This is a genomic window from Planomonospora alba (genome assembly GCF_039534085.1).
GTDB lineage: Bacteria > Actinomycetota > Actinomycetes > Streptosporangiales > Streptosporangiaceae > Planomonospora_B > Planomonospora_B alba.
Map to the genome: position 1 here is coordinate 1 of NZ_BAAAUT010000019.1, position 12,563 is coordinate 12,563.

The following is a 12,563-nucleotide window of genomic DNA, read 5'->3' on the forward strand; positions in this document are numbered from 1 at the left end:
CGTCCACCGCTCCCGGCCGGCCAGGCGGCCCGCCGCTCGCGGGGCGTTTCGTTCGCTTCGTTGTGTCTTCATTCTTTCAGAACCGCTTTTCCGTGTCAATTTGACCCGGTTTGCGATTCCTTCCGGAATTCCGACCGCTCCGTCTCCGGAGCAACCCCTCGAATTTACCCGCCCATCCGTTTCGTGTCGAACCGGAGAGGAGCGATCGAGAGGTCCCGAGGTCTCCGGCGGTCTCCGCCGTCTCTCTCGGGCCCGGTGGACTTTATGTCCCCTCGCGCGCATCGTCAAATCAACGCCACCTGCGGAAAACCCTTTGCCGGGCAGGTGTGACGGAGCGCACGCTGGAGCGGTGACGATCCTTGAAGCCCGCGCACTGGCGAAGAGCTTCGGCGCCGTGACCGCCGTCCGCGAGGTCGGTCTCACGGTCGGCCCCGGCGAGATCATCGGGCTGCTCGGCCCCAACGGGGCCGGCAAGTCCACGACCCTGCACATGCTCCTGGGACTCATCACCCCGGACTCCGGGAGCATCCGCATGTTCGGCCTGGACCTGGACCGTCACCGGACCGAGGTCCTCAGCCGGATCAACTTCGCCGCCAGCTACGTGGACCTGCCCGGGGTCCTGCACGTCCGCGAGGTGCTGGACGTCTTCGCCCGCCTGTACGGCGTGCGCGCCCCCGGAGCCCGCGTCGAGGAGCTCATCGAGCTGCTCGACCTCGGCCCCCTGCGCAGACGCAGGGTCATGGAGCTCTCCTCCGGCCAGCGCACCCGCGTCCAGCTCGCCAAGGCGCTCGTCAACGAGCCCAGCCTGCTCGTCCTCGACGAGCCGACGGCCAACCTCGACCCGGACGCGGGCGACCGCATCCGGAGCCTCCTGGTCCGCGTCGCCCGGGAGAGCGGCCGGTCGATGCTGATCACCTCGCACAACATGCAGGAGGTGGAACGCATGTGCGACCGTATCCACTTCATGTCCGCGGGACGGATCGTGGCGAGCGGCAGCGCCGCCGAGCTCGCCGACGTCTACGGCGCGCAGAACCTGGAGGAGGTCTTCCTCAAGGTGGCCCGCTCATGACCGGGAGACGACCGGCGACGCCCCTGCCCGTCCACGGCCGGAAGGACCGCCGATGACCGCGCACGACCGCCCCGAGGCCCGGGAGCGGCGGGCCACGGCCGTGATCCATCCGCCGCTCGGCCTCGCTGCACGCGCGACCCGCGTCGGCGGCGTGGTCCGCAGGGACTTCGCCGCGCTGCGGCGCAGCCCGATCCGGATGTTCGAGATCGTGTTCTGGCCGACGGTCGAGTTGCTCGTCTGGGGCTTCGTGACGGTGTTCCTGGAGTCTCAGCGGGTGCCGTTCGTGGTCGCCTTCCTGATCGGCGCCGTCCTCCTCTGGCAGGTGCTGCAGAAGGCCAGCAACGAGATCTCCATCGCGTTCCTGGAGGACATCTGGAGCAGGAACCTGCTGAACGTCCAGGTGAGCCCCTTGTCCACCGTCGAGTACGTGGTGGGCCTGGTCGTGTTCTCCTTCGGCAAGGTGGTCTTCGCCATCGCCGTCATGGCGGGGCTCGCGCTGGCCTTCTACGGCTTCGGCGTCACCAGCCTCGGGGCCGGGCTGGTGCCGTTCATGGCGCTGCTGCTGGTGATGGGCTGGTCGCTGGGGCTGGTGGGCATCTCGGCGGTGCTGCGCTTCGGGGAGAACGCCCAGGTGATCGCCTGGTCGCTGGTCTTCGTCGTGCAGCCGCTGGCGGGGATCTTCTACCCGGTGGAGGTGCTTCCCGGACCGCTCCAGGCGGTCGCCTGGTTCCTGCCGGCGACGCACGTGTTCACCGGCATGCGGGCCGTCCTCGACGGCGGCGCCGTACCGTGGGAGAGCCTGGCCTGGGCGGCGGCGCTGGACGCCGTCTACCTGGCGGCGACGCTGGGCCTGTTCGCGTGGACGCTGCGGTACGCCCGCGCGCACGGGAAGCTGTCCCGCTTCGGCGAGTAGCGCCCGCGCACCCGGCGGGTCAGCGGGGCGGGGCGGCCGACATGGCCGCCATGATCACGCTGACCAGGCCCTCGACGACCTCGGTGCGGTCGACCTCGGGGTGCTCCAGCCACCAGTCACCGGTGGCCTGGACCATGCCGACGAAGGCGTGCCCGAGCACCTGGGCGCGGACCGGGTCGAGGACGGCCGACTCCGCGGCGATCACCTTCCCGAGCTCCTCCCCCAGGCCGCGCACGACCGCGGTCATCTGCGAGTGGGTCCGGCTGTCCTCCGCCCCCGCCCGGTGGAACAGGAAGCGGTAGAGGTTCAGGTTGGCCGCGATCATGTCGAGGTAGGCGGTGACGGCCGCGCGGGCGCGCTCGCGCAGCCCGCTCCCGGGCCGGTCGAACTCGGGCCGCAGCAGCGCCACCACGCTGCGGACGTGCCGGTTGGCCAGCGCCTGGTAGAGCCCGCTCTTGTCGCCGAAGTGCCGGTAGAGGATGGGCTTGGTGATGCCGGCCTCGGCGGCGATCGACGCCATGGACGCCTCCGGGCCCTCCCTCCGGATCACCCGGTCCGCGGCGTCCAGGAGGGCCCGCCGCCGGTCCGGATCCCGTCCGCTCACGAATAGTCCCCTCTCGGACCTTCTCGGAAGAGAGATCAGGATAAACGGGCCGCCCGCCGCCGGACCCGCCGGTCCCCGCACCCGGTAAAGGTCTTCTGGCCCTCTCGGGGGGATATCTCCGTCCATCCGGGGCAGGGCGAGGCCCGTGGAAGTGCGCCTCGGGCGCTTGAGGACCGGTTCTGGGCAGGGGGCTCTTCGGATGGCGGGACGTCCGGCGGGGAGATCGGCGCAGGAGATCCGCAGGCTGGCCGCGCGGTCGGCGCTGCGGCTGCTGAGAGCGGTCAACGACAGGCGGGCGCGGAGGGCGCCGGCCCCGGACGCCGGGACGGTCCGCATCATCCTGCAGCACGCCTACGGCATGGGCGGGACCATCCGCACCGTGCTGAACCTCGCCGGTCACCTGGCCCGGGAGCGGGACGTGGAGATCATCAGCGTGGTACGGGCCGCGAAGGAGCCGTTCTTCCCGGTCCCGCCGGGCGTCCGGGTGTCGTTCCTGGACGACCGGACCGCGCCGGCCGGGCCGCTGGCCCGGCTGCTGTCGCGTTTCCCCAGCCTGCTGGTCCCCGAGCAGGAGCGTGTCCACCACGCCCTGACGCTCTGGACCGACCTGTGCCTGGTCCGCCGCCTGCGCTCGCTCCGCTCCGGCGTCGTCATCTCCACCCGGCCCGCGTTCAACCTGGTCACCGCGTTGTTCGCACCTCCGGAGGTGATCACGATCGGCCAGGAGCACGTGACGTACGGCGTGCACGCCCCGGAGATCCTGCGCCTGGCCAGGCGGCGGTACGGCAGGCTCGACGCCTTCGTCACCCTCACCCGGGCCGATCTGAAGGAGTACGCCAGGCTGCTGAGGGCCGATCCGCCCCGGCGGCTGGTCCGCATCCCCAACGCCGTCCCCGACCTGGCCGGTGACGTCTCGCGGCTGGAGGAGAAGGTGGTGGCCGCGGCCGGCCGGCTGGTGCACGCCAAGGGCTTCGACCGGCTGGTCTCGGCCTGGAAGCACGTCGCGGCGCGGCACCCCGACTGGGTCCTGCGCATCTACGGCGCGGGCACGCGGACGGCGGAGGAGAAGCTGCGCGCGCGGATCGAGGAGGCCGGCCTGTCCGGCAAGGTGCAGCTGATGGGGCGCGCGGCGGAGATCGGCGTGGAGTTCTCCAAGGCGTCGGTCTACGTCGTCAGCTCGCGCTACGAGGGCTTCGGCATGACGATCCTGGAGGCGATGAGCAAGGGCGTGCCGGTGGTGAGCTTCGACTGCCCCCACGGGCCCGGGGAGATCATCACCCACGAGGAGGACGGGCTGCTGGTGCGCTCCAAGAAGCCCGAGGCGCTGGCCGCGGCCGTGTGCCGGCTGATCGAGGACCGGGCGCTCCGCCTGCGGCTGGGCCGGAACGCGCTGCGCACGGCCGCCGGATACGACCTCGGGTCGGTGGGCGCGCAGTGGGACGCCCTCCTGGACGACCTCGCCGCCGCGCGCGCGGCCCGGGAGGGGACCGGCGGCCCACGGGCGCGCGAGCCGCTCCACGGCCCGGGCGAGGGACGGGCCGTGGAGCACCCGACCGTGGAGCACGAGCACGCGGGGCACGGCGGTCATGCCGAGCACGCGGGGCATACCGGATGTGCCGAGCGCGGAGAGGACGCCGGGCACGGCCATGGACGCGGAAGGGCTCTCCCCCGTGACCCTGTGCCGCATCCCGCCCTTCGGTGATTCAACCGGGATGAAAGGTCGTCTTCCGGTAATCTTGCCGCTCTCTCCAGGAGGTGGCAGGTGGCCGAAGCGGGTGCCGTGGCGGTACCGGGCTACGAGGTGACCGGCGTGCTCGGCCAGGGCGGTTTCGGGATCGTCTACCGGGCCCGGCAGGTGGCCGTGGACCGGGAGGTCGCGCTCAAGGTGGACAACCGGGTGCTGCTCTCCGAGCGCGACCGGCGCCGTTTCGTGCGCGAGGTCACCTCGGCCGGCGCGCTGTCCGGCCATCCGCACGTCGCCCACGTCTACGACGCCGGTGTGCTGCCGGACGGCAGGCCGTACATGGTGCTGGAGCTGTGCCCCGGCGGGTCGCTGCTGGACCGGATGCGCGCCGAGGGGCGGCTGGCCCCGGCCGAGGTCGCCGGCATCGGCGTCCGGATCGCCGACGCGGTCGCGGCCGCGCACGCCGCGGGGGTGCTGCACCGCGACATCAAGCCCGCCAACATCCTGGTCAACCGCTACGGCAACGTGGTGCTGTCGGACTTCGGGTTGGCGACCATGCCATCGGCGGGCGGCGAGGTGTCGGTGACCCGCGAGTCGCTCACGCCCGCCTACGCCCCGCCGGAGGCGTTCGAGCTGGCCGAGCCCACCCCGGCCGGAGACGTCTACTCGCTGGCCGCCACGCTGTACGCGCTGCTGTCGGGCCGCCCGCCCCGCTTCCCGGAGAGCGGCGTGGCGAACCTCGCGGTGATCATGGCCCTGCACCGGCAGCCGATCCCGGAGATCCCGGGCGTGCCGGCGGAGCTGACCGAGGTGCTCCGGCAGGCGATGGCCTCCGATCCGGCCCGGCGCACCCCCTCGGCCGCGGCCCTGCGCGACGCCCTCACCGACCTGCGCCTGGAACGGCACGCCCCGCCCTCGCACCCCCTCCCCCACGCTCCGGCCGCCGTGCCCGGCGCGACAGGGGCCGCCCCGCCCGCCGCGCCGCCGGCCCCCGCCGGGCCCGCTCCGTACGCCGGGCCGGCCGGGCCGCTCCCGGCGGGCCCGCCCGCCGGGGGCCGGATGCGCGCGCACCTGACCTCGCCGGGGCTGAAGGCGTTCGCGGACACCCGTTCGCCCGCGCCGTCCGGCGGACCGTCCGGCCGGGTGTTCGCCGCCGTGGCTCTGGCGTTCGCGATCCTGCTGCTGGCCGGGGCCGGGCTGATGTACCTGGAGAACCGCCCCTCCGGCGCGGGGACCGGGCAGTCCCCCTGACCTGCGGGGCGCGGCGCCCGCGGGACACGGCCGGGCGCCGCTTCCGCCGTACTGATCGGTAACGGCGCTGCGCCTGGCATCGTGGTCATGAGAGGAGGTGCCGGACGATGACCCAGGCACGAATCGGCGTGACCGGTCTCGCCGTGATGGGGGCGAACCTCGCCAGGAACCTTGCCAGGCACGGGCACGTGGTGGCCGTGCACAACAGGTCGCACTCCCGGACCAAGGCGCTGGTCGAGGAGCACGGCCACGAAGGGGTGTTCGTCGCGTGCGAGACGCCGGAGGAGCTCGTGGCGGCGCTGGAGCGGCCCCGGCGCGTCCTGGTCATGGTCAAGGCGGGCGCGCCGACCGACGCGGTGATCGATCAGTTCGCTCCCCTGCTGGAGCCGGGCGACATGCTCGTCGACGGCGGCAACGCGCACTTCCTCGACACCCGCCGCCGCGAGGCGGCGCTGCGCGAGCGCGGGATCCACTTCGTCGGGTGCGGGGTCTCCGGCGGCGAGGAGGGCGCGCTGCTCGGGCCGAGCATCATGCCGGGCGGCTCCGCGGAGTCCTACGCGGCGCTCGGGCCGATGCTGGAGGACATCGCCGCGAAGGTCGACGGGGTGCCGTGCTGCGCGCACATCGGGCCCGACGGGGCCGGGCACTTCGTGAAGATGGTGCACAACGGCATCGAGTACGCCGACATGCAGCTCATCGCCGAGGCCTACGACCTGCTCCGCCAGGGACTCGGCATGTCCCCCGCCGACCTGGCCGATGTCTTCGCCGAGTGGAACCGGGGCGAGCTGTCGTCCTACCTGATCGAGATCACCGCCGAGGTGCTCCGGCAGGTCGACGCGGCGACCGGACGGCCGTTCGTGGACGTCGTGGCGGACCGGGCCGAGCAGAAGGGCACCGGCCGCTGGACCGTGCAGATCGCGCTGGACCTGGGCGTGCCGGTCAGCGGCATCGCCGAGGCGGTGTTCGCCCGGTCCGTCTCCGGTCACGCGGACCTGCGCGAGGCGGCGCGCGGCCTGCCCGGCCCGGCGGCCACCGGCGGCACGGTGGGCGGGGACTTCGCCGAGGACGTACGGCGGGCGCTGTACGCCTCGAAGATCGTCGCCTACGCGCAGGGCTTCGACCAGATCCGGGCGGGGAGCGCCGAGTACGCCTGGAACGTGGACCCGGGAGCGCTGGCCACGATCTGGCGGGGCGGCTGCATCATCCGGGCCGTCTTCCTCGACCGCATCCGCGAGGCGTACGCGGCGGCGGAGCAGCCGGCGACCCTGCTGGTCGCGCCGTACTTCGCCGACGCGCTGGCGCTGGCGCAGCGGTCGTGGCGGCGGGTGGTGGCCACCGCGGCCGAGCTGGGCATCCCGGTGCCGGGGTTCTCCAGCGCGCTGGCGTACTACGACGCGCTGCGGGCCGAGCGGCTCCCGGCCGCCCTGATCCAGGGCCAGCGGGACTTCTTCGGCGCCCACACCTACCGCCGGGTGGACCGCCGGGGCGTCTTCCACACGCTCTGGTCCGGCGACCGCACCGAGGTCGAGGGCTGACCCTCCCGGTCCCGGCGTGATCCTCCGGTCCCGGCGCGCCGCCGGGACCGGGCCCTCCGCCGCCCAGCCCCCGGGGGGTCGGCACCGGGGCGGCCGCGCGTCCCGGTGCCGATCCCCCCGGGGCGGCCGTGCGCCCCGGTGCCCGCCGTTCGGCAGGATGGCAGGGTGCGTGTACGACCCATCTCCCTGTCAGCTCTGGTCGAGGAGCTCGCCGACCGGATCGCCGAGGCGCCCCGGGACTCCTGGGTGCGGGTCGCGGTCGACGGCGCGCCCGCCGCGCGGCCCGGCGACCTCGCCGACGCGCTGGCCGGTCCGCTCCGGCTGCGCGGCCGCGAGGTCATGCGCGTGTCCGCGTGGGACTTCCTGCGCCCGGCCTCGCTCCGCTTCGAGCACGGCAAGACCGACCCGGACGCCTTCTACGAGGACTGGCTGGACGCCGGCGGCCTGACCCGCGAGGTGCTGGCGCCGCTGGATCCGGGCGGATCCGGCAGGGTCCTGCCCTCGCTGTGGAACACCGTGACCGACCGGGCGACCCGCGCGCCGTACGTCACGCTCCCGCCGGGGGCGGTGCTGCTGGTGGACGGGGCGCTGCTGCTGGGCCGGTGGCTGCCGTTCGACCTGACCGTGCACCTGCGGCTCTCCCCAGGCGCGCTGGCCCGCCGTACGGAGCCGGAGATGGGCTGGACGCTGCCCGCCTACGAGCGCTACGAGCTCGAGGCCGAACCTGCCGAGACCGCCGACGTCGTCGTCCGGATGAACGACCCGCGGCACCCGGCGGTCGTGGTCGGCTAGCGACGGGCGGGTCCGGAGTCCTCCGAGCGGAACGGAGCAGCGGAGCGGCCCGGCGTGGGGCGGCGGCCTGCGGCTGCGACCCGCACCGCCGTCAGACGGCGTGTCCCAGCACCAGGGCGGCGATCACCGGGCCCATGTACAGCAGCGGGAAGACGACGGTCGAGTACGAGCGCGCCCGCAGCACGGTGACGACGGCTCCCGTGAAGTACAGCACCAGGCCGATCCCGGCCAGGACGCCGACGACCGGCACGAACAGGCCGGCGAGCAGGCCCGCGGACCCCGCGGCCTTGGCCGCGCCGAGCCAGGTCCACCACGAGCGGGGAACGCCGTAGTCCGTCAGCGGCTTCACCACCCACTCGGCGCGGCGCAGGAGCGAGAAGGCGGAGAAGCCCACCCAGAGGGCGGTCAGGACGGTGACGACGGTGGCGGTGGTGGACATGGGGACACTCCTTGATCGGTGCTTTCCTGCGGCACCGATCCTGCGGGCCCCGGTTGATAGTTCCGCGATGCGCTCGCGATGCACGGCGTCCCCGCCGGCCCTCGGCCCGGCGGCGACCGCTCCGCGCGGAGCCCGGCCGTCAGGACGGGGACGGGCCGGCGGGCGGCGCGCCCTCCCCGGCCGCTCCGGCCTCCGCCTCGCGGTGCTCCGGGTACACCCGTCCGGCGTGCGCCCGCTCCTGCGGGTGGCGGCGGACCCGCAGCATGCTCGCGGCGACGGTGACGAGCAGGACGCCGAGGATGACGGCGAGCGAGAGGACCGTGGGGACCTCCGGGAACTCGGCGGAGACCTCCCGGTGCAGGAAGACCAGGATGAGCTTGGCGCCGATGAAGGCGAGGATGACCGAGAGCCCGATCGACAGGTAGACCAGCCGCTCCAGCAGCCCCTCGATGAGGAAGTACAGGGCGCGCAGGCCCAGCAGGGCGAAGGCGTTGGCGGAGAAGACGATCAGCGGGTGCTGGGTGATCCCGAAGATCGCCGGGATCGAGTCGAGCGCGAAGAGCAGGTCCGTGCTGCCGATGGCGACGAAGACGAGGAACAGGGGGGTGATCACGCGCCTGCCGTCCTCCCTCGCCAGCAGCCTCCCGCCGTGGAAGTCGTCGGTGATCGGGAACCTCCGCCGGGTCCAGCGCAGCAGCGGGTTGTCGCGGGGGTCGGGGTCCTCGTTGCGGTGGCGGAGCAGCTGCACCGCGGTCCAGATCAGCAGCAGGCCGAACAGCAGGAACGTCGGCGAGAAGAGCGAGATGGCCGCCGCGCCGACGGTGATGAGGACCGCCCGCATCACCAGGGCGGCCGAGATGCCGAACAGCAGTGCCTTCTGCTGGTACACGGGGGGCACCGAGAACTGGCCCATGATGACGACGAAGACGAAGAGGTTGTCCACCGAGAGGCTCTTCTCGACGATCCACCCGGCGAAGTACTCGGTCCCCAGCTCCGGGCCCGCGATCCACCAGAGCACGAGCCCGAAGGCGATCGCCACCCCGATGTAGAACACCGACCAGGCCGCCGCCTCCCGCAGCCCGACCGCGTGCGGGCGCCGGGCGGTGACCACGAAGTCCAGGGCCAGCAGGGCGATCACGATCGCCACCACGATGGCCCAGGCCCCCAACGAGTCAATGGACATCTCGACACCGTCCCCATCCGCGTTCTCGTCCGCGCTCCCGCACCACGCCGCGGCGCGGCGCGGCCGCGCCCGTCACCGTTCCCACCGGTGAGCAGGAGTAAGTCCTGCCCCGCCGCGGGCGCTCCGAACGGCGCCGCCGGGCCCCCGCGGCCGCGTCCTGCCCGGAGTCCTGCCCCGGATGGGCGCCCGGAGACCTCGGACCGGGGACAGGCGCCGGAACGGACGCACCGAGGAGGGCCCGCGGCGGATCGCAGGGCGGAGGGACGCGCGCCGGGCGGCCGGTATAGCGGGATATCCGGTGGCGCGGCGCCGGGCCGTCCGGCATATTGCCCGGGATGGATCTCAGCCACATCGCCCACTCCGACCACCCCATCGCCGCCCGATCAGCGCGGCCCATCTGGAACGCCTGCTCCGGCGGGCGAAGCTCGCAGGCGGGGCGCGCGTCCTCGACCTCGGATGCGGGCAGGCCCCGTGGATCCTGCGGGCCCTGGAGCTCTACCCGGAGGCCACCGCGGACGGGGTGGACATCTCCGGTGACGGCCTCGCCGCGGCCGCCGAGGACGCCGACCGCCGCGGACTGTCCGACCGGCTCCGGCTGCACGAGGCCAAGGCCGCGGACTTCACCGCCGCCGAGCCGTACGACCTCGTGCTGTGCGTGGGCGCGACCCACGCCTTCGGCGGGCTGACCGAGACCCTGCGCGCCGTACGGCGCCACCTGCGCCCGGCCGGGCTGGCCCTGGTCGGGGAGGGGTTCTGGGAGAGGCCGCCCGGCCAGGAGGTCCTGGACGGGCTCGGCGCCGCCCCCGACGAGTACGCGGACCTGGCGGGGACGGTGGCCCGGGCGGAGGGCGCCGGCTACGCCGTCGTCCACGCGCACACCAGCACGCTCGCCGAGTGGGACGAGTACGAGTGGTCCTGGACCGGGACGCTCACCCGCTGGGCGCTGGACCACCCCGGCCCGGACGGGGACGCCGCCCTGGCCACCGCCCGGGAGCACCGCGACCTGTGGCTGGGCGGCTACCGGGGCGTCCTGGGCTTCGTCACCTTCCTCCTGCGCGACCTGCGCTGAGGCGCTGCCCGGCCTGATCGGCGCGCTGCCCGGCCCGAGGACCGAGGCGCCGCGGGCGGTTCAGGCGGCTCCGGCGCGGGCGGGGACCGGCCGCGCCGGTGCTGCGTCCGGGCTCCGCCGTCCCGCCGCCCCGTGCGGTCACCGCTGGTCGCGCCGGAGCGGGTGGTCCGCCGGGACCTCGACGAGCACGACGCGCACCCCGTCCGGGTCCTCGATCCACATCTCGATCAGTCCCCACGGCTCCCGCTCCGGGGGGCGGAGCACCGGCACGCCCGCCTCCCGCAGCCGGTCGTGCTCGGCGGCGACGTCCCGGACCTGGAGCCAGATCGACATGCCCCGGCCCGGCGGCTCCTCCGCCCGGCCGGAGACCTCCAGCAGGCCGTTGCCGAGGAAGAAGACCAGGCCGGGATCGTCGGGGGGACCGAACTCCCGGTGGACGGCCAGCCCCAGGACGTCCCGGTAGAACCGGCGGCTGCGCCCGGGGTCGCGCGGGCGCAGCAGGATCCGGCTGCTCAGTATCTCCACGCCCCTCCCCCTACCCGCGCTCGCGGGCTCAGGACCGCCCCCGCCAGTCGAGGCGGGCGACGACCGCGTGGTGGTCGGAGGCCGTACCGGTCTCGACCACGTCGGCCCAGTCCAGGCGGGAGGCCAACGGGGGCGAGAGCATGATGTAGTCGCTGCGGGTGTCGACCAGCACGCCGCCGCCCCCGCGGGGCGCGGTGGCCCAGCGCGACGAGCGCGGCCGGGCCCGCAGGGCGTCCACCCAGCCGGCCTCCTCCAGCCGGTCGATGACCGCGAACCGCGGCGGGTTGCCGTACTTGTCGATCCCGGCCGCGGCCAGGCGCCCGGCCAGGTCGTCCGGGTAGGGATCGTGCCGCGACAGCCCGTTGAGGTCGCCGACCAGCAGGCAGTCGCGTACGGCCAGCAGCCGGGGCGGGAGCAGCCGCAGCAGCTCGTCCACCTCGGCCAGCCTCGCCTCCTCGTCGGCGGCGACGAGGTGGGTGCCGAGCAGGAGCAGCGGGTCGCCTCCTCCGGCGGGTTCGAGCTCCGCCTCGACGACGCAGTGCGCCACGGTCGGCGGCGCGTGCACCGCGTGCCGCCGCAACGGCGTCCGGGAGGCCACGCAGACGTTGTAGCGGCGGCCGCTCGGCCGCGGGTTGGCCGCGCCGACGACAAGGTGCTCCTCCGCGGCGGGGATGCCGACCGCCTCGGCGAGCTCGCGGAGCCGCTCGCCGTCCTCCCAGCCGACGCACTCCTGCAGCACGATCAGGTCGGGCCGCTCGGCCGCCACGATGGCGCGGATCTCGTCGAACCGCTCCTCGCCGCCGACGAGCACGTTGAGAGAGAGAACTCGCATACCCCACACGCTTCCCGGCGACCGGCCGCGGATGCACGCCGGATCCGGTTCCCGGTCCATCGGGCACGCCGGCCTCCGCGCCCCGGCCGTCCCCGGTGGAGGGGCCGCCGGTGACGCCCGGCCCGGTCCCGCAGGCGCTGTGGGACCGGGGCGCGCGGCCCCGGCAGCCCCGCCGGACCGCCTGCGTCTCCCCGCCGCGGGCCGGTCAGGCGGCCAGGTCCAGGGGGAGGTCGAGGGGGATGACGCGGCCCGCCGTACGGCGGAGCCTGTTGCTGAGGGCGTCGGGGCGGGAGACCACGACGACGTCCACGCCCCGGCCGCGGAGCCAGTCGGCCAGGTCGGTGAAGACGCCGTCCCCCGAGCCGATGACGACCCGTTCGAAGCGCACGTCGAGCCGGTCGAGGCGGATCACCTCGCGCAGCGCCTCGTCGGCGCCGTCGCGGCCGGAGCGGACCAGGATCTGGATGCCGGTCAGGACCAGGCCGACGGGCAGCAGGGCGCCGTGGTTGACGGCGGCGACGTACTGGTCCATGCCGCCGGTGGGGACGCGCCGGCGGTAGAGGCTCATCATGGTGGCGACCTCGTCGGAGGCGGGGCGCGGGGCTCCCACGAGGTTCTCGACGTCCAGGAGGTGGACCGTCCGACCCTGCGACAAGTTGCGCATGGA

The 12,563-nt window shown here is 74.2% G+C and carries 13 protein-coding genes; 7 read left to right on the forward strand and 6 right to left on the reverse strand.

From position 1 onward, the window contains the following. Positions 1-349 precede the first annotated feature (349 nt). Positions 350-1,069 carry an ABC transporter ATP-binding protein gene (locus ABD823_RS13410; protein WP_344859320.1) on the forward strand — a complete coding sequence of 240 codons (720 nt, stop codon included), beginning with the start codon at positions 350-352 and terminating at the stop codon, positions 1,067-1,069. Positions 1,070-1,121: 52 nt separating this feature from the next. Further along, entirely contained in the window at positions 1,122-1,982 is an 861-nt protein-coding gene (locus tag ABD823_RS13415; protein ID WP_344859322.1) for an ABC transporter permease, read from the forward strand. Between the two features lie 19 nt (positions 1,983-2,001). Here ABD823_RS13415 and ABD823_RS13420 read toward each other — a convergent pair whose 3' ends face one another. Beyond that, a complete protein-coding gene (locus ABD823_RS13420) occupies positions 2,002-2,586 on the reverse strand; it encodes a TetR/AcrR family transcriptional regulator (RefSeq protein ID WP_344859323.1) in 585 nt (194 codons plus the stop codon). 199 nt (positions 2,587-2,785) lie between these two features. Between ABD823_RS13420 and ABD823_RS13425 the strand changes: the two genes are divergently transcribed. The 4 genes from ABD823_RS13425 to ABD823_RS13440 all read left to right on the forward strand — a co-directional run bounded on the left by ABD823_RS13425 (position 2,786) and on the right by ABD823_RS13440 (position 7,848). Next, positions 2,786-4,288, forward strand: coding sequence for a glycosyltransferase family 4 protein (locus ABD823_RS13425; protein ID WP_344859325.1), 1,503 nt, complete (start codon positions 2,786-2,788; stop codon positions 4,286-4,288). A gap of 60 nt (positions 4,289-4,348) precedes the next feature. After that, a complete protein-coding gene (locus ABD823_RS13430) occupies positions 4,349-5,521 on the forward strand; it encodes a serine/threonine-protein kinase (protein ID WP_344859326.1) in 1,173 nt (390 codons plus the stop codon). Positions 5,522-5,628: 107 nt separating this feature from the next. Beyond that, positions 5,629-7,056, forward strand: a complete 1,428-nt coding sequence (gene gndA, locus ABD823_RS13435; protein WP_344859328.1) for an NADP-dependent phosphogluconate dehydrogenase — start codon at positions 5,629-5,631, stop codon at positions 7,054-7,056. A gap of 165 nt (positions 7,057-7,221) precedes the next feature. Beyond that, the gene (locus ABD823_RS13440; RefSeq protein ID WP_344859330.1) at positions 7,222-7,848 is read left to right on the forward strand and encodes a nucleoside/nucleotide kinase family protein; all 627 of its coding nucleotides are present in this window, start codon (positions 7,222-7,224) and stop codon (positions 7,846-7,848) included. Positions 7,849-7,939: 91 nt separating this feature from the next. Here the strand turns inward: ABD823_RS13440 and ABD823_RS13445 are convergent, their stop codons facing one another. Beyond that, complete coding sequence (locus tag ABD823_RS13445; protein WP_344859332.1) at positions 7,940-8,287, reverse strand: DoxX family protein; 348 nt, start codon at positions 8,285-8,287, stop codon at positions 7,940-7,942. A 139-nt stretch (positions 8,288-8,426) separates the two neighbouring features. Beyond that, entirely contained in the window at positions 8,427-9,470 is a 1,044-nt protein-coding gene (locus ABD823_RS13450) for a TerC family protein (RefSeq protein WP_344859334.1), read from the reverse strand. Positions 9,471-9,648: 178 nt separating this feature from the next. Between ABD823_RS13450 and ABD823_RS13455 the strand changes: the two genes are divergently transcribed. Continuing rightward, on the forward strand, positions 9,649-10,539 hold the full coding sequence (locus ABD823_RS13455; protein ID WP_344859336.1) for an SAM-dependent methyltransferase: 891 nt from the start codon (positions 9,649-9,651) through the stop codon (positions 10,537-10,539). A 138-nt stretch (positions 10,540-10,677) separates the two neighbouring features. On the opposite strand, the gene ABD823_RS13460 is transcribed toward ABD823_RS13455, so the two are convergent. From ABD823_RS13460 to ABD823_RS13470, 3 genes are all read right to left on the reverse strand, one after another. Next, entirely contained in the window at positions 10,678-11,064 is a 387-nt protein-coding gene (locus ABD823_RS13460; RefSeq protein ID WP_344859338.1) for a VOC family protein, read from the reverse strand. A 28-nt stretch (positions 11,065-11,092) separates the two neighbouring features. Beyond that, positions 11,093-11,896 (reverse strand): endonuclease/exonuclease/phosphatase family protein, encoded by an 804-nt coding sequence (locus ABD823_RS13465; RefSeq protein ID WP_344859340.1) that lies wholly within the window; start codon positions 11,894-11,896, stop codon positions 11,093-11,095. A 205-nt stretch (positions 11,897-12,101) separates the two neighbouring features. After that, positions 12,102-12,560 carry an NYN domain-containing protein gene (locus tag ABD823_RS13470; RefSeq protein WP_344859342.1) on the reverse strand — a complete coding sequence of 153 codons (459 nt, stop codon included), beginning with the start codon at positions 12,558-12,560 and terminating at the stop codon, positions 12,102-12,104. Positions 12,561-12,563 lie beyond the last annotated feature (3 nt).

Excerpts from the sequence above, each read along its gene's own strand:
- ABD823_RS13465 (WP_344859340.1), bottom strand. The coding sequence starts at position 11,896 with ATGCGAGTTCTCTCTCTCAACGTGCTCGTCGGCGGCGAGGAGCGGTTC.
- gndA (WP_344859328.1), top strand. The coding sequence starts at position 5,629 with ATGACCCAGGCACGAATCGGCGTGACCGGTCTCGCCGTGATGGGGGCG.
- ABD823_RS13425 (WP_344859325.1), top strand. The coding sequence starts at position 2,786 with ATGGCGGGACGTCCGGCGGGGAGATCGGCGCAGGAGATCCGCAGGCTG.
- ABD823_RS13470 (WP_344859342.1), bottom strand. The coding sequence starts at position 12,560 with ATGCGCAACTTGTCGCAGGGTCGGACGGTCCACCTCCTGGACGTCGAG.
- ABD823_RS13415 (WP_344859322.1), top strand. The coding sequence starts at position 1,122 with ATGACCGCGCACGACCGCCCCGAGGCCCGGGAGCGGCGGGCCACGGCC.
- ABD823_RS13445 (WP_344859332.1), bottom strand. The coding sequence starts at position 8,287 with ATGTCCACCACCGCCACCGTCGTCACCGTCCTGACCGCCCTCTGGGTG.
- ABD823_RS13450 (WP_344859334.1), bottom strand. The coding sequence starts at position 9,470 with ATGTCCATTGACTCGTTGGGGGCCTGGGCCATCGTGGTGGCGATCGTG.
- ABD823_RS13455 (WP_344859336.1), top strand. The coding sequence starts at position 9,649 with ATGGGCGCCCGGAGACCTCGGACCGGGGACAGGCGCCGGAACGGACGC.